We start from the raw sequence: 19,073 nt of genomic DNA, 5'->3' as shown, positions 1-19,073 counted from the left end.
GGATGTCGCGACCCACCACGATCTCGACGGCGACCGCTCGCGCCAGACCTGCGGCGAGAGGCAATGCCCTGCCCGGACGCCTGAGCCCCGGCATGGCTTGTGACACCGCCTTCCGGATCATCGCGCGCCGCCATCTCGATGCCGTCCTTGCCCAACATGACGGCACCTGTCGCGGCGATCCGGACGCGCTGCATCAGATCCGGATTGCACTGACCCATCTGCGCACCGCCATCCGTTTCTTTTCGCCCATCGTGGACGACGCGCGGCGCCCTGAGGTCTGGGCCGAGCTGAAATGGTTGAACAGCCAGCTCGGCATGGTACGGGACCTCGACGTGGCGATTGAACGCGTTGTAGCCGAGAGCGGCGACGAGCTCGCCGTGATTGCCGAGCTTCAGCACTGGGACGAGAAGCGCGCCGAAAGCCACCGCCTGCTGGCGCGCGCGCTGCAATCGGCGCGATATCGGCGCCTGGTTGAGCAGACCTCGGCCTGGATCAAGAGCGGCCCCTGGTCGACCAGGCGCAGCAAGGAGGCCATCCGGCTGCGCCGCTGCTCGCTCGCCGACCATGCGACGGCGCAACTCACGGAATGGGAAAAGACGCTGCTCAAGAAGGCGCGGAAACTCCGCAAGCTCGACGTCGAGAAACGGCACAAGCTTCGGCTCCTTAACAAGCGAATGACCTATTCGATCGAGTCGCTGGAAGATCTGTTCGCCGACAAGTCGCTGACGAAGCAGAAATCCATCCTCAAGCAATTGCGCAAGGCGCAACGGTCCCTCGGACAACTGAATGACGATGCGCGAGGACAAATTCTGGCAGCGTCATTAAATGGGGCCGGCCCGGAGGCAGGCATTCGCTTCCTCGACCGCAAACGCGAAAAGCGGCTGTTGCGAACCGCCATGGCCGCCTACCAGAAACTGGACAAAGCCAAGCCTTTCCGCTCCTCGGACCTCGCGCCAAGTCTGGAAACTGAGGACTAGGTGTAGACGTAAGTCTCCCGGCGCGTCGCTCATTGGAGGTGTTGAGCACCATCAACTCCAGACACCGATCAAATTGCTACCCGAGGCCGTTCAGCTTCGCGTGCTTGACCTGGGTCAAACCGGATATCGACGCCTGCAATAGGCTCTGCGCATCGAAATTCGTGCGAACCCGCGGAGTGTGTCCATGCGCGCCCATCAGATCATGACCCGGTCGGTCATTTCGGTCACCCCCGACACCAGCATTGTCGAAGCAGCGAACATCATGCTGAAGCGGCATGTCAGCGGTCTCACGGTGATCGACGATGCCGGCACGCTCGTCGGCGTCGTTTCAGAAGGAGACTTCATCCGCCGCAGCGAAATCGGCACCGGGCGCAAGCGGGGGGCGTTGGCTGAGATTCATCCTCGGCCCCGGCAAATCGGCTAGCGACTTCATCCATGAGCATGGCCGCAAGGTGTCAGAAGTGATGACCGCCTCGCCCGTGACCATCACCGAGGATACGGCGCTCGCGGAGATCGTCGATCTCATGGAACGGAACAACGTGAAGCGCCTGCCCGTGGTCCGCGGCGACAAGGTCGTCGGTATCGTGTCGCGCGCCGGCACCAATTTGGTGCAGGCGGTGGCGGGCCTTGCCCGCGTGGTGCCGGATCCGACGGCCGACGACGATCACATCCGCGGCCGCATCATCGACGCCATGGAGAGGAATGACTGGTGCCCGTTCGGCCTCAACGTCATCGTTCGCGACGGCATCGTTCACCTCAGCAGCGTTATCACCGAGGAGCGCTCACGGAAGGCCGCGGTCGTCGCGGCGGAGAACGTCGAAGGCGTGAAGAAGGTGCACGACCATCTCTGCTGGGTCGACACCATGTCGGGCATGTATCTGAATTCACCCGAGGACGACGATCTCGCGAAGGCGAGCTGAAGCAGAGCGCGGTTCAGCGGGGAATGACGGCGGTGGCCTCGATTTCGACGCGCGCCGCCTTCTCGACGAGGCGGACGACCTGAACCAGCGCCATCGCAGGATAGTGCGCGCCGAAGATCGTTCGATAGACCTTGCCGAGTTCCTTCAGGTTCGCCAGGTATTCGTCCATGTCGACGACGTACCAAGTCAGTCGCACCAAGTGCTCGGGCCGGGCACCGGCCTCGGCCAGAATCGCGGCGATGTTGCTCAGGGCCTGGCGTACCTGCGCGACAAAACCCTCTGCCAGACGCTCCTCGGCATCCCAGCCGATCACCCCGCCGGTGACGACGATGCGCCCCTCCGCGGCGATGCCGTTGGCGTAGCCCTTCGGCAGCGGCCAGCCAGAGGGCTGGAGGACCTGCGCCCCTGACCGGGTGTCGTCCTCGGCTGCGGTCGGCAGCACCGCAAGCTGCGGACCTTTCGGCGTCGTCACGGACAATTTTCTATCCTTCTCTCATTCTGCCGCGACACCCGAGGACGTCACTGCGGCCTGCGCCAGCTGCCGCAAGGCAAAGCGCTTCAACTTGCCGGTCTCGGTCTTCGGCAACTGCGTCACAAACTCGATCGCGCGCGGATACTTATACGGCGCGATCTCGCGTTTGACATGCTCCTGCAGCTCCGCGGCAAGCTGCGGATCCGTGTTGACGCCGGGCGCCGCAATGACGTAGGCCTTCACGATCATTCCGCGCGCCTCGTCCGGCGCACCGACGACACCGCACTCGGCAACAGCGGGATGCGTGAGCAGCGCTGCCTCGACATCCGTGCCCGCGATGTTGTAGCCGGCGGACACGATCATGTCGTCGGAGCGCGACTGGTACCAGAAGTAACCCTCGCTATCCATTAGATACGTGTCGCCGGTGATGTTCCAGCCGTTCTGGACATATTTGCGCTGCCGCTCGTCGGCGAGATAGCGGCAGCCGGTCGGCCCACGCACGGCGAGCCGACCCATCGTGCCCGGTGGCACGTCGTTGCCGGCGTCATCGACGATCTTTGCCTCATAGCCTGGAACGGGCTTGCCGGTCGCACCTGGGCGGATCTCGTCTTCGGTCGCGCTGATGAAGATGTGCAGCATCTCGGTCGCGCCGATGCCATCCATCAACTTGATGCCGGTGGCCTTGAGCCAGGCATCGAATGTCGGCTTGGGCAGCGTCTCACCGGCGGAGACGCACTTCCGTAGTGAGGAGATGTCGCGGCCTGGGAGCTTGCCGATCATGGCGCGATACGCCGTCGGCGCAGTGAAGCAGACCGTGGTCCTGTATTGCTCGATCGCGGTCAGGATGTCGTCTGGCGTTGTCTTCTCCAGCACGACGAAGGAGGCACCGATATGCATCGGAAATAGCACGCCGCCGAAGCCGAACGTGAACGCAAGCGGTGCCGAGCCGACGAAGCGATCCTTCTGCTCGGCCCGCAGAATGTTGCGCGCGTAACCATCGCAGACCGCCAGCATATCCCGGTGGAAATGCATGGTGCCCTTGGGATCGCCAGTCGTGCCCGACGTGAAGGCGATCAGGCAGATGTCGTCGGAGGCGGTATCGACCGCCCTGAACTCCGGACTTGCGTCGGCGATCAGCGCCTCAAGCGAGTCCGCCGCGCCATTGCCCCAATAGACGACCCGCTTGAGACTGGTCGCGACCGCTTTCGTCTTCTCCATTTCTTCGGCGAGCTTTCCGTCACAGAGCGCGAGCGTGATCTCCGCCTTCTGGATCGGATAGGATAGCTCCTTGGCGCGGAGCAGCGGCATCGTCGCGACGACAATGCCGCCGGCCTTGATCACCGCGAGATACGTCGCAACCATCATGGGGTTGTTGGCAGAGCGCAGCAGCACGCGTCCGCCTGTCACGAGACCAAGCTTACCGACCAGCACATTGGCGATGCGGTTCACGAGGTCTTGCAGCTCGCGATAGGTGTAGCTGACGGCGGGACTGATGACGCAAGGCGCGTCGCCGTGCCCCAGCTCAACCCAGCGATCGAGGAAATAACTGACGCAGTTCAATCGCGGCGGATAGTGCAGCTCCGGCCGCGTGAAGATGAATTCGGGCCAGAGCTCTCGCGGCGGCAGGTGTTGCCGCGCGAATGTATCGACATGGGCCGTCGCAGCGTTAGCGTCATACGAGCCCGACACTTGAACCTTGGCGGCGTTGGCCATCGCACGCTCCTTTCAGCATGGAAAGCACCCGGCAGCACTATCTTGGAAACATTTTAGGCTTAAAACAATTCGGCGCAATAGTGGATTTTGGGCATCCGTTGCTTTTTCCTGCGGCAAATGGGAATTGGCGGGCCCGCCCGACGGCAGACTTAAGACCGGCGGCGACCGGCCGATTTCTGCGCCGACGCCTTGGTCTTGGCCAGAAGCCGCATCAGCTCGCGCACGTCCTTCGGCGTCAGGTCGGCGAAGAGATCGGCGATCCAGGTCTCATGTTCCGCAGCCATCCTGCGAAACTCCGCACGTCCAAGCTTTGTCAGCCGGATGACCTGGACGCGGCGGTCCGTCTCCGAGGTGCGACGGTCGAGATGGCCGGATTCCACGAGCCGCTCGACAAGTCCGGTCACATTGCCGTTTGACACCATCATGCGCTTGGAGACGTCGGACAGGGTCATGCCGTCAGGGGCTTTGTCGAGCTGCGCCATCAGATCGAAACGGGGGAGCGTGACGTCGAAGCGCTGCCGCAGCCGGCCGCGGACTTCGCCCTCGATCAGGGTCGTGCAGGTCAACAGGCGGAGCCACAGCCGAAGCTCTTCGGCGTGATCCTCCGGCGTTTCGACGGCCTTGGTCTCGGAATCGAGCATCTGGTGCGATCACTAACGGCTGGCAGTGGCGCGGGCGACGGATTCACCTAACATTTTGAGCTTCAAGTAAATCCACGCGGGCCGCAAGTCCAAAGCTGCAACAATCGACCGCACGAGAATTTCTTTAGGCTTCAAATAATTGGCGCGCCGCTTGCATACGGTGGTTGGCGTGACGGCGCTACGCAGATGCGCCGGCTCCGGCTTGCTTGCCGCAGACGCCGTCATCAGACTAAGCTTGGATTGGACCACACGAGCTGCGACGTCGAGCGTGAGCGTATCGGGGGAGAGATCATGAAGAAGCAATTGACCTTGGCAGGATTGGCGCTGCTGCTCGGACTGGACCCGGCGCTCGCGCAAGAGAAGATCAAGCTGGGTGTGATCGTGACCCTGTCGGGACCCGCCGCCGCGCTTGGCCAACAGGTCCGCGACGGCTTTGCGCTGGGGGTGAAGGATCTCGGCGGCAAGATGGGCGGCCGCGATGTCGAGGTCGTCGTGGTCGACGACGAGCTTAAGCCGGATGCGGCGGTGACCAAGGTCAAAGGCCTTCTGGAGCGCGACAAGGTCGACTTCGTGGTCGGCCCGATCTTCTCCAACATTCTTCAGGCAATTCACCGGCCCGTCACGGAATCGAAGACCTTTCTGATCAGCCCCAATGCGGGTCCGTCAACCTTTGCCGGCAAGGACTGTAACCCGTTCTTCTATGTGACGTCGTACCAGAACGATCAGGTCCACGAGATCCTCGGCAAGGTGGCGCAGGATCGCGGCTACAAGCGGATGTATCTGATGGTGCCGAACTATCAGGCCGGCAAGGACTCCGTTGCCGGCTTCAAGCTCGACTACAAGGGCGAGATCGTCGAGGAATCCTATATGCCGCTGAACACACTGGACTTCCAGCCGGAGCTTTCAAAGATTTCATCGCAGAAGCCCGATGCGCTCTTCACGTTCATGCCGGGGGGCCTCGGCGTCAACCTTGTGAAGCAGTACCGGCAGGCGGGCCTTGCCGATAGCATTCCGGTGCTCTCGGCTTTCACCGTCGATGAATCGACCCTGCCGGCACAGCAGGACGCCGCGGTCGGCATGTTCGGCGGCGCGAACTGGGCGCCCAATCTCGACAATCCCCAGAACAAGAAGTTCGTCGCCGCCTATGAGGCCGCCTACAGCGGCGTGCCCGGCACCTACGCCTTCCAGGCCTATGACGCCGCGATGCTGATCGACAGCGCCGTCAAGGCGGTGAAGGGCGACCTTTCCAACAAGGACACCGTTGCATCTGCCCTGAAGAAGGCCGATTTCACTTCGCTGCGCGGCACCTTCAAGTTCAACACCAACGGCTATCCGATCCAGGACTTTTACCTGACAAAGGTCGCCAAGCGTCCGGACGGAAAATTCCAGACCGAGATCGTCCAGAAGGTCTTTGCGAACTACGGCGACCGCTATGCCAAGGACTGCAAGGCGGCGAACTAAAGCCGCACGTCGAGTTACGGGAGGACTTCAATGAAGAGCGAAATCACCGGCATCACGCGGGCCAATGAGGGGATCCAGGGCATTTCCTGGAACATTCTCGGCCAGACCTATGTGCCGAAGAGCAATACCGAGCACAGCTTCTCCTGGCACGCGACGCTGCCACCGGGCACGTTCGTGCCGCCGCATATTCATCCCGACCAGGATGAGTATCTCTATATGTTGGAAGGCAAGCTCGATTTCATGCTCGGCAATTCCGAGTCGCAGGCGACCGCGGGCGATTTGATCCGACTCGGCATGGGCGTACCCCACGGCATCTTCAACAAATCGGAGCAAACCGCGAAGGTGTTGTTCTGGGTCTCGCCGACCCGCAAGCTCTTCGATCTATTCTGGGGCCTTCACAACATGAAGGAACAGAAGCCGGAGGACGTGGTGGCGATGGCCGCCGAATTCAATATCCACTTCCTGCCGCCGCCGCCCGGTTAAGCGGCCGCGCTCAGGCGCGCACTGCCGCGAGGCCCGGCACCGCAGCGAAGCCGGCTTTGGTGGCATAACCGCGCACGATTGCCTCGCGCTGGGAATAGCTCAGCACGTTGTCGACATTGTCGAAGCCGTCAGGCGCAAGCTGCTCGACCGCGTCGATGACCCCCTCGGGGCCACCGCGCCGGTTGGAGCGGACGATGTCCGCGGTCATCGGCAGGCGCTTCTTCTCGTATTCGATCAGCGCCTGGCGCGAATGCTCGGCACGCACCAGTGCGTCCGCAAGGCAGCGCGCATCGAGGATCGCCTGCGATGCGCCGTTGGAGCCGACCGGGTACATCGGATGCGCGGCATCGCCGAGCAGCGTGACGCGTCCGGACGACCAATAAGGCAAGGGATCGCGGTCGCAGGTGGGATACTCGTAGAATTCGGGCGTCGCGGAGATCAGGTTCTTCACATCGATGTAGGGCACGGAGAAGCGCGCCACATGCGGCATCAAGTCCTCGCGCCGGCCCGGCCGTGACCAGTCCTCCTTGCGCGGCGGCGGGGCATTGCCCTCGCCGACCTTCACCAGCACGGCCCAGTTGGTGAGGCGGCTCGCAGGGCTCGATCCCTCCGCGATCGGATAGATCACGACCTTGGCGTTGAGGCCACCGGCCACGATCATCGATTTGCCGGTGAGGAACAGCGGCCAGTCGCGCGCGCCGCGCCACAGCATCAGGCCGTTCCAGCACGGCGGCCCCTCGTTGGGGAACAGCGTGTCGCGGACCCGCGAATGGATACCATCAGCGCCGATCAGGATGTCGCCGCGCGCGGTGTGGATGTGTGCGCCGGCACGATCGAAGAAGTAGGCTGTGACGCCGCCTTCGTCCTGGGTGAACGCACCCAGGCGGCAACCGGTGTGGATCGACTCCGGCCCGAGCCGCTCCTCGACGGCGCGATGAATGACGCCCTGAAGGCGACCGCGGTGAATCGAGAATTGCGGCACGTCGTGGCCGGCGTCGACGCCGCGGGCTTCGCGCCAGACCTCCTGGCCATGGCGGTTGAGGTAATAGAGCTGGTCGGTGCGGATCGCGACGTCGTCAAGCTTCTGCAAGAGACCGAGGCCGGCGAGCTCACGCATGGCATGCGGCAGCGTGTTGATGCCGACCCCGAGCTCGCGAATGGTATCGGCCTGCTCGAAAATCTCGCAACCGATGCCGCGAGACCGCAGCATCAACGCCGTGGTGAGACCTCCGATACCGCCGCCGATGATGATCGCCTTCATCGCCCTAACTCCACTCGAAACACGCCAGGCAATGGGGTTAACGTCGCACGGGCGGTTACTCGGCCGCAAGCGGCTTTGTCGCCTCTGCCTTGAGCTCGGCCCTGGTCTTGGGCTTAGCCTTAATTCTCAGCTCCTCGAGATCCTGCCGATCGCGCACGCTGTTGCGGAAAATCTGCTCCTTGCCGGGCATGTATTGCGGCGGGCAGAACGCCCCGTCAGCCCCATACCAAGCCGCCGCCTTCATGGTGAAGAAGGGGTCAACCAAATGTGGACGGCCGAGCGCAACGAGGTCCGCCCGGCCGGCGGCCAGGATGGTGTTGGCCTGGTCTGCGGTCGTGATATTGCCGACGCACATGGTGGCCACGCGCGCCTCATTGCGGACCTGGTCGGAAAACGGTGTCTGGAACATGCGCCCATAGATCGGTTGTGCATCGCGCACAGTCTGCCCGGTCGAGACGTCGACAAGATCGACGCCGGCTTCGGCGAAGGCACGCGCGATGGCGACGGCGTCATCGCCGGTGATGCCGCCATCAGCCCAGTCGGTTGCGGAAATGCGCACCGACATCGGCTTGTGCGACGGCCACACCGCCCGCAGCGCCTCGAAGATCTCAAGCGGGAAGCGCAGGCGGTTGGCGAGCGAGCCGCCATATTCGTCCGTGCGCGTGTTCGTCAGCGGTGAGATGAAGCTCGCGAGCAAATAACCGTGAGCGCAGTGCAATTCGAGCATGTCAAACCCGCAGCGCTCTCCGCGCTCGGCCGCCGCGACGAATGCATCCCTCACCGCACTCATGCCGGCGCGATCGAGCTCGCGCGGCACCTCGCTGTCCGGGAAATAGGGCAGCGGCGATGCCGAGAACACTTCCCAGCCGCCCTCTTCCAGCGGCCGGTCCATGCCGTCCCACATCAACTTGGTCGCACCCTTGCGGCCAGCGTGCCCCAGTTGCAGGCAGATTTTCGCGGCCGAGTTGGCGTGGACGAAATCCACGATGCGCCGCCAGGACGCCTCCTGCTCGTCGTTCCACAGCCCTGCGCAGCCGGGCGTAATCCGGGCGTCGCGGCTGACGCAGGCCATCTCCGTGAAGATCAGACCGGCGCCACCGATCGCGCGCGATCCATAGTGCACCAGATGAAAATCGGTCGGCACGCCTTCATTCGCCGAATACATGCACATCGGCGACATCACCGCACGATTGGCGATCTCCATCTCGCGCAGCCGGAATGGCTGGAACAGCGGCACGAGCGGTTTACGAGTGTCGACATCAAAACCGCTATCGCGAACACGCTTGGCAAACGAGGTCTCGACCTCGGCGACGAAATCGGGCGCGCGAAGCCTGAGATTGTCATAGGTGATCGCCTTCGAACGCGTCATCACGCCGAAGGCGAACTGCACGGGATCAAAATCCCAGAAGCGGTCGACGTGCTCGAACCAGACCAGCGAGACGTCGGCGGCGTGCTGCGTCTTCTCGACCTCTTCGCGGCGACCGTGCTCATAGACCTCCAGCGCAGCCCTGATGCTTGGCGCGTTCTGCATCGCCTCGGCAAGCGCAATCGCGTCTTCCATCGCGAGCTTCGTGCCCGAGCCGATCGAGAAATGCGCGCTCGCCTTGGCGTCGCCAAGCAGCACCATGTTGTCCTTGACCCAGCGCTTGCTGCGGATCATCGGGAAATTACGCCACATCGAGCGGTTGGTGAGCAGCTGATGTCCATCGAGGAACCAGCCAAAGATCTCGGCCATCCGCGCCGCCGATTGGGCTTCGTTCAGCCCCGTCAAGCCCGCGCGCTCGAACGTCTTGGGGTCGGTCTCGAAGATCCAGGTCGAATGACCGGCTTCGTATTGATAGGCGTGGGCGATGAACGGCCCCCACTCCGTCTCCTGGAAGATGAAAGTGAAGGCATCGAGCGGCTTGGTCGAGCCCATCCAGGCGAACATGTTGGCGCGAACGTCGACCTGCGGCTGGAAATGATCGACATGTTTCTCGCGGAAGCGGCTGTTGACACCGTCGGCAAGCAGGATGAGATCGGCATCAGCGAAGCGGGACTCCTCATCGATATCCACTTCGAAATGCAGGTTGACGCCGAGCTCGCGCGCCCGCTCCTGGAGAATCAGGAGCAGTTTCTGCCGTGAGCAGCCGCAGAAACCATTGCCGCCGACCCGGTGCACCGTGCCGCGAAAATGCACGGTAATGTCGTCCCAATAGGCGAATTCCTGGGTGATGCGACGGTAGCTCGGAAGATCGTGCTTCTCGAAATTATCCAGCGTGGCATCCGAGAACACCACGCCGAAGCCGAAAGTGTCGTCAGCCCGATTGCGCTCGTACACCGTGATCTCGGCGCTCGGCCGCTGCTTCTTGAGCAGGATCGCAGCATAGAGACCCGCAGGTCCGCCACCGATGATCGCGACTTTCATGGGAGCCTCGCCAATTCACCCGGCCATGAAACTATTTTAAGCCTAAAATAATTTCGCGCAAGTCCCCATTGCTGGCGGGCTGCTGGCAAAGCCCGACTTAGTCGCCCCTGAAGACCGGCTTGACCTTGTTGGCGAAGGCCTCGAAGGCGCGCTCGAAATCCGCCGTCGTCATGCACAAGGCTTGAGCAATAGCCTCCGCCTCGATCGCCTCCTCCACCGACATCGCCCATTCCATCGCCAGCATCCGCTTGGTCATGGTGTTGGCGAAGGTCGGCCCCTCGGCAATCTGCTTTGCCAGCACCTGCGCCTGGGGCAGCACCTGCTCCGGCGTCACAATGCGGCTGAAGAAACCCCAGCGCTCGCCTTCCTCCGCGGTCATGAACCGGCCGGTGTAGAGCAGTTCGGAGGCGCGGGACTGTCCGATGATGCGCGGCAGGATCGCACAGGCGCCCATGTCACAACCTGCAAGTCCCACCTTGTTGAAGAGGAATGCGACCTTGGTCCCGCTCGCTGCAAGCCGCATGTCCGACGCCATGGCGATGATCGCGCCTGCCCCGGCGCAGATGCCCTCGACCGCGGCCACGATCGGCTGCGGACAGGCTCGCATCGCCTTGACGAGGTCACCCGTCATCCGCGTAAAGGCGGTGAGCCCCTTGGTGTCCATCTTCACGAGCGGCCCGATGATCTCGAACACGTCGCCGCCGGACGAGAAGTTGCCGCCGGCGCCGGTGACGATGATGACCTTGACCGCATCGTCGAACGCACAGGCGCGAAAGAAATCGATGAGTTCGCGATAGCTCTCGAAGGTCAGCGGATTCTTCCGTTCGGGGCGATTGAGCGTCACGGTGGCCACACCATCGACAACGGCCAGCAGGAAGTGCTGTGGCGAGTAGTCCGCGAGCGGCACGGTCACGGGATTGACTGGTCTGCTCATGCGATCTCCTTAGCTTCCTTGTTCCGCGCCTATTACGTACACGCTAGATCTCACCGCCGGCGACGGCAATCGCCTGTCCTGTGATCGCGCCAGCCCCCTCGCCGCACAGCCAAAGCACAGCGTCTGCCACCTCCTGAGGCGTGATGAGGCGCCCCTGCGGATTGTGGCGCGCGAGCTCGGCAATCGCCTGCTCGCGACTACGACCGGTCCTCTTCTTGATATTTTCGATGCTGCCGGCAACCAGATCGGTGTCCGTGAAGCCGGGACACACCGCATTCACGGTCACGTTGCTGCCGGCCATTTCCAGGGCCAGCGAACGTACCAAACCGATCACGGCGTGTTTGGCTGCACTGTACGCGCTGACATAGGCATAACCCTTGAGCCCAGCCGTCGATGCGATCGCGACAATGCGTCCGTACGGGCGGTCCTTCATCCCTGGCAATACGGCGCGGATGGCATGGACCACGCCCATGAAATTGACGTCCATCATGCGTGCGAACAGAGCGCTATCCGATTTCGAGAACGGCGCGGATTCGGCGCTGCCAGCGTTGGCGATCAGGATATCGATTGGCTTTCGCGCACTCGCCTCGGTGATGGCAGCTTTCAATGAAGCTTCGTCCGAGACGTCGGCGACGACCGCAAAATGCGCGTCTCCTGCGCTGACCGCCTCTTCAAGAGTTGCTGCATTTCGGCCAAGCACGGTAACGGTCGCACCGGCCCCGACAAGAGCGGCCGCAATTGCGCGGCCGATGCCGCGACCGCCACCGGTCACCAGCGCGTGCGGCGAATGCGGCAATCCGGACATGCGCTGGCTCCATGACACTGTTGGTCGTCCCTGGATATATTTTAACCTTCAAATTTTTGCAACGAAGCCGTCCATTTGCGTCGCAAACGGCACGCGCTGAGGCTCGGCCCGAAAATTGCTTTAAGTATAAAATTATCTCTTCCCATCCCCCACAGGCCTGTTAGCATCGCCGGGCCGAACAAAAGGATGTCGCGTGTCGCAATCCACGCCGATGATAACAAAGGACGGACGCTTCGCCTATGAAGCCGCGGGAGATCCGGGCGCGGTACCTTTGATTTTCCTGCATGGCATTGGCGGCGCGGCACGGGCCTGGCGGCACCAGCTTGCCACTTTCGGCGATCGATTCCACGCGATCGCTTGGGATATGCCGGGCTATGGCGGATCGGCGCCGCTTGCCAGCGTCAGCATCTCTGCCCTGGCGGATGCGCTCCAGCACTTCGTCGCGCAGATCGGTGCGGCGAGCCCCATTGTGGTAGGCCATTCGATCGGCGGCATGATCGTCCAGAAATGGCTGGCCCAATTTCCGCCGTTGGCACGCGCAGTCGTCTTGGCACAGACGAGCCCGGCCTTCGGCAAGGCCGATGGCGAGTGGCAAAAAACGTTCATCGCGGCGCGGCTTGGGCCGCTCGATCGCGGAGAGACGATGAAGTCGCTGGCGCCCTCCCTGGTGCAGGAGCTGGTCGGCGACGAACCGAATCCCAACGGGATGGAGCTTGCACGCGAGTGCATGGCAAGCGTGCCGGAGGCAAGCTATCGCGCCATGATGCTGGCGCTGATGGGATTCGACCAACGCAGCACGCTGAAGAATATTTCCGTACCAACGCTGCTGCTGTCCGGCTCCAGGGACAACAACGCGCCCGCGCCCATGATGGCGAAGACGGCGACGTACATTCCTTCAGCCGAATATGTCGAGCTTGCCGGCGTCGGCCATCTCGCCAACCTTGAACGCCCCGATGCCTTCAATGCTGCTCTTGACGGGTTCCTGGAGTCTGTCGTGGCCAAAACACAGGTGACCGCACAATGACCATGCAAGTCAGCAAGACCATTGGTGCGACCGACAAGGTCGCGCTCGATGCGCCGATCTTCGATCCGGTCGCGTTCCGCTTGAGTGACGAGCAGGCCGGCATCATCGCGCGAGCGCGTGAGATCGGCCAGAGCGTGTTCGCTGGCCGCGCCGCGACTTACGATCGCGAGGCGACCTTCCCGGTCGAGAATTATCGCGACCTGCATCGCGTCGGCCTGCTCGGCATTGCCGTCCCCAAGAAGCACGGCGGACTTGGCGCGAACTTTCAGACCTATGCACTGGCGGCGGCCGAGATCGGCCGCTATTGCGGCGCAACTGCGCTCACCTGGAACATGCATGTCTGCTCGACTCTGTGGTCGGGCCCGCTCGCCGACGATCTCGATATGGACGCCGAGACCCGCGCGGAGCACGAGCGGCGACGGGCTGTCCACTACAAGCGCATCGTCGAGGACGGCGCGATCTATTCGCAGCCATTCTCCGAGGGCGGCGCTGCGGCCGCAGGCGGCGTCGCCTTTGGCACGGAAGCAAAGCCCGTGAAGGGCGGCTGGATCATCAACGGCAAGAAGATCTTTGCATCGCTCTCCGGTCACGCCGCCTATTACGGCGTTCTTTGCACCGAGATCGAAGAGGGCGAGAAGGCCTCACGCCGCAACACCCTTTACCTGGCTATCCCAGCCAAATCGCAAGGCGTTTCCGTCGTCGGCGACTGGGATCCACTCGGCATGCGCGGCACGGTTTCGCGGACGCTCCTGTTCAAGGATGTGTTCGTGCCGGACGATTCCGCCCTGATGCCGCGTGGCGTCTACTTTCAGGCCGCGATGCGCTGGCCGCACATGTTCCTGACGCTATCGCCGACCTATATGGGCTTGGCGCAGGCGTCCTATGATTTCACCGTGCGATATCTGCGCGGCGAGGTGCCGGGCATGCCGCCGGTCAAGCGCAGGATGTATCCGACCAAGCAAATCGCGGTCGCGCAGATGCAGATCAAGCTCGAGCAGATCAAGGCGACCTGGTTCCAGGCCGTTACCGAGGCGCGCGCCAATCCCAGCAAGGAGCAGGTGCTGCGCGCCTACGCCGCGCAATATTCGGTGATGGAAGGCGCCAACGAGCTCGCGGCACTGGCGATCCGCACCTGCGGCGGTCAAGCCATGCTTCGGTCGCTGCCGCTGGAGCGGATTTATCGCGACAGCCGCTGCGGCTCCCTCATGCTGCCCTGGACGGCCGAGCTCTGTCTCGACCGTATCGGCCGCGAGGCGCTGTACGAGGCCGGCGAAACGGACGACTGACGGTGGACCTCTGTAGTCTGATCGATCGCAACGCGGCGTTCGCGCCAGACAAGGCAGCCATCGCCTTCGAAGGGGAACGGCTGAGCTATGCCGCATTCGCCGCGCGCATCGAGCGGACCGCTACAGGGTTGAAGCAAGAGCTCGGCGTCGGCCGGGGCGACCGCGTCGCGATCCTGAGCTTGAACCGGCCGGACTATCTGGTTCTGCTTTACGCATGTGCGCGGCTCGGTGCGATCCTGGTGCCTCTAAACTGGCGATTGGCCATCGCCGAACAGCTATTTATTCTCACCGATGCGGGCGCCAAGGTTCTGGTGCTCGAGCAGGCCTTTAACGGAGTTCTTCCCGAGCTAGAGGATGCTTCGCCCGGGATGGACGTTATCGGGCTGGACTTCACGCCATCTCGTGGCGAGACATTCGAAAATCTGCTGGCATCCGGCGACGGCCGCGGCCGCAATCCGCATGCCGATCTCTCCTGCCCGCTGCTCATCGTTTACACGTCCGGGACGACCGGACGGCCGAAAGGCGCGGTGCTGCGCCAGGAGGCGCTGTTCTGGAACGGCGTCATGAGCCAGCACATGCACAACATGACATCCGACGACCACGTGCTGACCGTGCTGCCGTTCTTCCACGTCGGCGGCCTCAACATCCAAACCACGCCGGCGCTCCAGCTCGGCGCAACCGTCACGATCCACGCCCGTTTCACACCGGACACGGCGCTGGCCGCCATCGCGCAGGAGCGGCCGACGCTGACAGTGATGGTCCCGGCGATCATCCAGGCCGTGAGCGATCATCCCGCCTGGGCCACGACGGATTTCTCCTCACTGAAGGCCGTCGCGACCGGTTCGACCATCGTACCGCCGCATCTCATCGATCGCGTCGTCGCGCGCGGCGTTCCAGTGCTTCAGGTCTACGGTTCGACGGAAACCTGCCCCATTGCAGTCTATACGCGGCTCGGCGGCGACCTTTCGCGCGCGGGATCGACCGGCCTCGCCGGCCTGTGCTGCGAAGCAAAGGTGATCGATCAGGCAGGCCGCGAGGTGCCGCCGGGCACGCCGGGCGAAATCGCGGTGCGCGGCCCCAACGTGTTCTTCGAATATTGGGGCAACGCGGATGCGACCCGCGAAGCGCTGCACGACGGCTGGTATCGTACCGGCGATATCGGACTGCGCGATGCGGACGGCTATTTCTGGGTCCGGGACCGCAAGAAGAATATGATCATTTCAGGCGGCGAGAACGTCTATCCGGCCGAGGTCGAACGGGTCTTGCTGGAACATCCCGATGTCAGCGAATGCGCCGTCATCGGCAGACCGGACCCGCGCTGGGATGAGGTCCCTGTCGCCTATGTCATCCGGCGATCCGGCTGCCGGCTCGAAGCCGACGAACTGAGAGCGCATCTTCAGGCCCAGCTCGCGCGCTACAAGGTGCCGCGCGACGTCGTCTTCGTCACCGACCTGCCGCGCACGGCGCTGGGCAAAGTCCAGCATTTCCTGCTGAAGCAGCTTGATGCGCAATCACGCGCACAGGGAGAAGCATCTTGAAGATCGCGGTTCTGGGTGGTGGGAACGGCTCTTTCGCCGCCGCGGGCGACTTTGCGCTGTCGGGGCATGATGTCCGACTCTGGCGCCGCGACGAAGACCAGGTCGCAGCTCATCGTGCCGCAGGCTCCCGCATCCTGGTGAAGGACCATAGCGGCCGCCACGACATCGAGCTCGCGCTGGTCACGACCGACATCGCCGAAGCGGTCAGTGGCGCCGAACTGATCCTGTGCCCTGCCCCTGCCTTCGCACAGCGGGACATCGCCCGCCTGCTTGCTCTGCATTTGCGCGACGGCCAGGTCGTGTTTCTGCCGCCAGCGACATTCGGCTCGATAATCTTCGCACAGGCTGCGCGGGATGCCGGCAACCACGCCAAGGCGAGCTTTGCCGAGACCGGCACGTTGCCCTGGTTGACCCGCAAGCATGGGCCGTTCGAGGTCGCCATCACCATCCGCGCCAAGCGGTTGCCGGTCGGCGTGTTCCCACTCGACCAGGCACCGCACGCGCTCGAAGTGATCGGGCGTGCTTTCCCCGGCGTGATCGAGCCATGTGGAGACGCGCTCTCCGGCGCGCTGATGAATGCGGGTCCCATCATCCATCCGCCGCTGATCGTGATGAATGCGGGCCCGATCGAGCATTTTGAGCGGTGGGACATCCACAAGGAAGGCACGCAGGGTTCGATCCGCCGGGTTACTGACGCGCTCGACGCCGAGCGGATCGCGGTGCGCGAGGCCCTTGGATATGGTGTGCCGCATTTCCCGCTTGTCCATCACTATGCCAAGGAAGGCGAGATCTGGATGTATGGCCGCGGCTCGCATGACCGGCTGACCGATTCCGGCGACTGGCGCGAACGCATTGTGCTGACCGAGCATCGCTACATGCGCGAGGATTTGCGGCTTGGGCTTTCGCTGCTGGTCTCCGTCGCCGGGCTGGCCGGTGTGGCGACGCCACTGGCGAGCGCATTTCTGGCGATCGGCGGCGCGATCTGCGGTGAGGATTTTGCGCAAGGCGGCCGAACGCTCGAGACGCTGGGCCTTGGCAACCTCGGCAAGGCCGAGCTACAGACGCTCCTTCGCATGGGATTTTGACCGATGACAACCCGCGCCAATATCGCTTGTCTCGGGGCCGGCCGCATGGGGCGCGGCATCGCCGTCGCGTTCGCCTACGCGGGACACAACGTCATCATGATCGACGTCAAGGCCCGTTCCACGGAGGAATTCGCCAGGCTGGAGACGGACGCGCTCGGCGAAGTCAGGAAGACATTTGCCAGCCTGTCGAGCCTGGGGCTGCTCACCGAGGCAGATGTCGGCCCGCTCACCGCGAGGGTCTCGGTGGTGCCTGCCAGCCGCAGTGGTGCAGCGCTATCCGATGCCGGAATGGTCTTTGAGGGCGTTCCTGAGGTTGTCGAGCTCAAGCGGGAGGTCCTGGGGGCCGCATCGAGGCAGGTCGGGCCGAATAGGATCATCGCATCGACGACATCCACGATCCTCGTTGACGATCTGTCCGGCGCGATCGTGAACCCTCGCCGGTTCCTCAATGTGCATTGGCTCAATCCCGCCTATCTGATCCCTCTGGTGGAAGTTTCGCCCGGCAAAGAAACCGATCCTGCCATCGTTGACGAGGTCAAGGCGCTGCTCGAAGGGATCGGCAAAGTGCCCGTGGTCTGCGCGGCGACGCCCGGCTTCATCGTGCCACGCATCCAGGCGCTCGCGATGAACGAAGCCGCACGCATGGTCGAGGAAGGCGTCGCCAGCGCAGAGGAGATCGACAAGGCCATCCGCTACGGCTTTGGTTTCCGCTACGCCGTGCTTGGGCTGCTCGAGTTCATCGACTGGGGCGGAGGCGACATTCTCTATTACGCCAGCCGCTACCTCGAGGGCGCGCTCGGAAGCGACCGCTATCGCGCGCCGGATGTAATTTCACGGAACATGCACGAAGGCCGGATCGGCCTACGAACGGGCGCCGGCTTCCTCGACTATTCCGGCCTCGACGTCGATGCTTATCGCACAAAGCGGCTCCAGGCGATGGTCGACCTGCTTCGGCACTTCGACCTGGCGCGTCCGCCGGTGCTCGATCGCAGCTAGCCGAAGACGTCCTGGAGCAGGCCTTCCCGCACTACGGCGACCCCGTCGAGTTCGATGGTCGTTCCCATCATCGGCAGGTCGAAATGACCCGCCGTGTAACGGCCGGCAAATTCGTTCGCGCCGGTCGAGAACAGGAAGTTGCCGGAGACGGCACGAATCTCCGTGCCGTTGGTGTCGCGCTGGTCGTACATCGACAGCGCCTCGTAGCGCGCGCCCGGGTTCATGCCGAAGCCGACATGCGACACAGCGTAGGCCTCGCGATCGCCCCAGGCGGCCAGATAGGCGCGCATCATCGCCGCATCCGTGCCCTCGCCTTCCAGCTCGACGACATAATCGTCCTTCAGCGCCATCTTCACCGGCGACGTCAGGTAACGCTTGAACGTGAGATTGATGTCGCCAGGCGCCATCACCAGCGTACCATTGATCGTCCCGCTCTTTGGAAAGCTGACCACGATCCCGCCCGGCCAGTGCGCCAGCGTGCCTGGCTTGTCGGTCCAGCCCCACACGCCGACCGTCGAAGCTCCCACCATGTCGACATCGAGCGCCGTGCCAGCTTTTGAGGTGACCCGCATCCGCTTGGTCCCACGCAGCATCTTGGCCGCGGCGCGAACACGCTTCTCGAGCGCGATATCCGGCACCATTCGCTCCAGCGCCTCGGGATGCTCGTTCGAAATCACCAGGATGCGCGCGCCGGCCTTGAGAATTTCAGGCGTCTCCACCGCATGCATCAGGCCCTCGATGGTGCAGTCCACCACGAAGCCGGCCTGCTGGAGCGCGCTGACCACCGGTGCAAGCCGCTGGATCGCCTCGCTCGCCCCTGTCGAGCGAACCGGCACGACATGCCGGTTGCGCGGGGTCGGCATGACCACGTGAAACGGCCGCGCCCCCAATCGCAGCAAGGCGAGCTCCGCCAAATGTACATTCAACGCGCGCGACTGCGTTTCCGAGAGGATTGCCGCGGTGTCACCGGCCTTGACGGCGCATCGCTCAAAAATCTCACAAAATGCGTCGATCCATTTTGCCTCAATGCGATCAGCCAGCATGGTTCACTCCCGGTGTTTCTTGTTCGG

The 19,073-nt window shown here is 63.3% G+C and carries 16 protein-coding genes and 1 pseudogene; 9 read left to right on the top strand and 8 right to left on the bottom strand.

What is annotated here, in order from left to right; translation table 11 throughout:
- The first annotated feature begins 2 nt into the window (after positions 1–2).
- Both IVB18_RS15710 and IVB18_RS15705 read left to right on the top strand, forming a co-directional pair.
- Complete coding sequence (locus tag IVB18_RS15710; RefSeq protein ID WP_247989950.1) at positions 3–977, top strand: CHAD domain-containing protein; 975 nt, start codon at positions 3–5, stop codon at positions 975–977.
- A gap of 184 nt (positions 978–1,161) precedes the next feature.
- Positions 1,162–1,897, top strand: a pseudogene (locus IVB18_RS15705) (CBS domain-containing protein).
- A gap of 13 nt (positions 1,898–1,910) precedes the next feature.
- Here the strand turns inward: IVB18_RS15705 and IVB18_RS15700 are convergent.
- The 3 genes from IVB18_RS15700 to IVB18_RS15690 all read right to left on the bottom strand — a co-directional run bounded on the left by IVB18_RS15700 (position 1,911) and on the right by IVB18_RS15690 (position 4,723).
- Positions 1,911–2,369, bottom strand: coding sequence for a RidA family protein (locus IVB18_RS15700; RefSeq protein WP_247991650.1), 459 nt, complete (start codon positions 2,367–2,369; stop codon positions 1,911–1,913).
- Positions 2,370–2,390: 21 nt separating this feature from the next.
- Positions 2,391–4,082 (bottom strand): benzoate-CoA ligase family protein, encoded by a 1,692-nt coding sequence (locus IVB18_RS15695; protein ID WP_247989949.1) that lies wholly within the window; start codon positions 4,080–4,082, stop codon positions 2,391–2,393.
- A gap of 149 nt (positions 4,083–4,231) precedes the next feature.
- Positions 4,232–4,723 carry a MarR family transcriptional regulator gene (locus tag IVB18_RS15690; RefSeq protein WP_247989948.1) on the bottom strand — a complete coding sequence of 164 codons (492 nt, stop codon included), beginning with the start codon at positions 4,721–4,723 and terminating at the stop codon, positions 4,232–4,234.
- A 291-nt stretch (positions 4,724–5,014) separates the two neighbouring features.
- On the opposite strand from IVB18_RS15690, the gene IVB18_RS15685 reads away from it, so the two are divergent.
- Both IVB18_RS15685 and IVB18_RS15680 read left to right on the top strand, forming a co-directional pair.
- A complete protein-coding gene (locus IVB18_RS15685) occupies positions 5,015–6,184 on the top strand; it encodes an ABC transporter substrate-binding protein (RefSeq protein WP_247989947.1) in 1,170 nt (389 codons plus the stop codon).
- A gap of 30 nt (positions 6,185–6,214) precedes the next feature.
- On the top strand, positions 6,215–6,667 hold the full coding sequence (locus tag IVB18_RS15680) for a cupin domain-containing protein (RefSeq protein WP_247989946.1): 453 nt from the start codon (positions 6,215–6,217) through the stop codon (positions 6,665–6,667).
- Between the two features lie 10 nt (positions 6,668–6,677).
- Here IVB18_RS15680 and IVB18_RS15675 read toward each other — a convergent pair whose 3' ends face one another.
- From IVB18_RS15675 to IVB18_RS15660, 4 genes are all read right to left on the bottom strand, one after another.
- The gene (locus tag IVB18_RS15675) at positions 6,678–7,928 is read right to left on the bottom strand and encodes a flavin-dependent oxidoreductase (RefSeq protein ID WP_247989945.1); all 1,251 of its coding nucleotides are present in this window, start codon (positions 7,926–7,928) and stop codon (positions 6,678–6,680) included.
- 55 nt (positions 7,929–7,983) lie between these two features.
- The gene (locus IVB18_RS15670) at positions 7,984–10,335 is read right to left on the bottom strand and encodes a bifunctional salicylyl-CoA 5-hydroxylase/oxidoreductase (protein WP_247989944.1); all 2,352 of its coding nucleotides are present in this window, start codon (positions 10,333–10,335) and stop codon (positions 7,984–7,986) included.
- A 97-nt stretch (positions 10,336–10,432) separates the two neighbouring features.
- Entirely contained in the window at positions 10,433–11,269 is an 837-nt protein-coding gene (locus IVB18_RS15665) for an enoyl-CoA hydratase family protein (protein ID WP_247989943.1), read from the bottom strand.
- A 43-nt stretch (positions 11,270–11,312) separates the two neighbouring features.
- Positions 11,313–12,074, bottom strand: coding sequence for an SDR family oxidoreductase (locus IVB18_RS15660; RefSeq protein ID WP_247989942.1), 762 nt, complete (start codon positions 12,072–12,074; stop codon positions 11,313–11,315).
- A 193-nt stretch (positions 12,075–12,267) separates the two neighbouring features.
- On the opposite strand from IVB18_RS15660, the gene IVB18_RS15655 reads away from it, so the two are divergent.
- The 5 genes from IVB18_RS15655 to IVB18_RS15635 are packed head-to-tail and all read left to right on the top strand — an operon-like array spanning position 12,268 to position 18,003.
- Complete coding sequence (locus IVB18_RS15655; RefSeq protein ID WP_247989941.1) at positions 12,268–13,098, top strand: alpha/beta hydrolase; 831 nt, start codon at positions 12,268–12,270, stop codon at positions 13,096–13,098.
- On the top strand, positions 13,095–14,384 hold the full coding sequence (locus tag IVB18_RS15650) for an acyl-CoA dehydrogenase (RefSeq protein WP_247989940.1): 1,290 nt from the start codon (positions 13,095–13,097) through the stop codon (positions 14,382–14,384). The genes IVB18_RS15655 and IVB18_RS15650 overlap by 4 nt, the downstream gene beginning before the upstream one ends.
- 2 nt (positions 14,385–14,386) lie before the next feature.
- A complete protein-coding gene (locus IVB18_RS15645; protein WP_247989939.1) occupies positions 14,387–15,922 on the top strand; it encodes a long-chain fatty acid--CoA ligase in 1,536 nt (511 codons plus the stop codon).
- A complete protein-coding gene (locus IVB18_RS15640; protein WP_247989938.1) occupies positions 15,919–17,007 on the top strand; it encodes an NAD/NADP-dependent octopine/nopaline dehydrogenase family protein in 1,089 nt (362 codons plus the stop codon). Before IVB18_RS15645 ends, IVB18_RS15640 begins: the two co-directional genes overlap by 4 nt.
- A 3-nt stretch (positions 17,008–17,010) precedes the next feature.
- Positions 17,011–18,003, top strand: a complete 993-nt coding sequence (locus tag IVB18_RS15635; RefSeq protein ID WP_247989937.1) for a 3-hydroxybutyryl-CoA dehydrogenase — start codon at positions 17,011–17,013, stop codon at positions 18,001–18,003.
- Here IVB18_RS15635 and IVB18_RS15630 read toward each other — a convergent pair.
- Positions 18,000–19,046 carry a peptidase M29 gene (locus IVB18_RS15630; RefSeq protein ID WP_247989936.1) on the bottom strand — a complete coding sequence of 349 codons (1,047 nt, stop codon included), beginning with the start codon at positions 19,044–19,046 and terminating at the stop codon, positions 18,000–18,002. The genes IVB18_RS15635 and IVB18_RS15630 overlap by 4 nt on opposite strands.
- Positions 19,047–19,073: the final 27 nt, after the last annotated feature.

Source organism: Bradyrhizobium sp. 186 (assembly GCF_023101685.1).
In the GTDB taxonomy this organism is placed as follows: domain Bacteria; phylum Pseudomonadota; class Alphaproteobacteria; order Rhizobiales; family Xanthobacteraceae; genus Bradyrhizobium.
The sequence above is the reverse complement of the archived record's forward strand: the minus strand, read 5'-3'. Positions and strand labels throughout refer to the sequence as shown.